General features: G+C 60.3%; 1 pseudogene. It reads left to right on the top strand.

Going from position 1 to position 229, the window contains the following annotated elements:
* Positions 1 to 229, top strand: a pseudogene (locus AC0IXA_RS28300) (chemotaxis protein); the annotation flags it as partial.

Genomic DNA, 229 nt, shown 5'->3' on the forward strand with positions numbered 1-229 from the left:
CGCTCAAACCGTGTGTGATCGAGCCGTACTTCTATGTCATCGACGGCCACAAAGTGCTGATGACCAGGATCGTCTTCCCGCTGCAGGTCAACGGCAAAGTCATCGCCTCGCTGTCGGTCGACATCAACCTCTACAGCCTGCAAGCGATCAGCCAGAACGCCAGCCGCAAGCTGTATGACGGTCAGACCGCCGTCAGTCTTGTCAGCCCCGCCGGCCTGCTCGCCGCTCA

This window comes from Pseudomonas sp. AC083 (assembly GCF_979253165.1).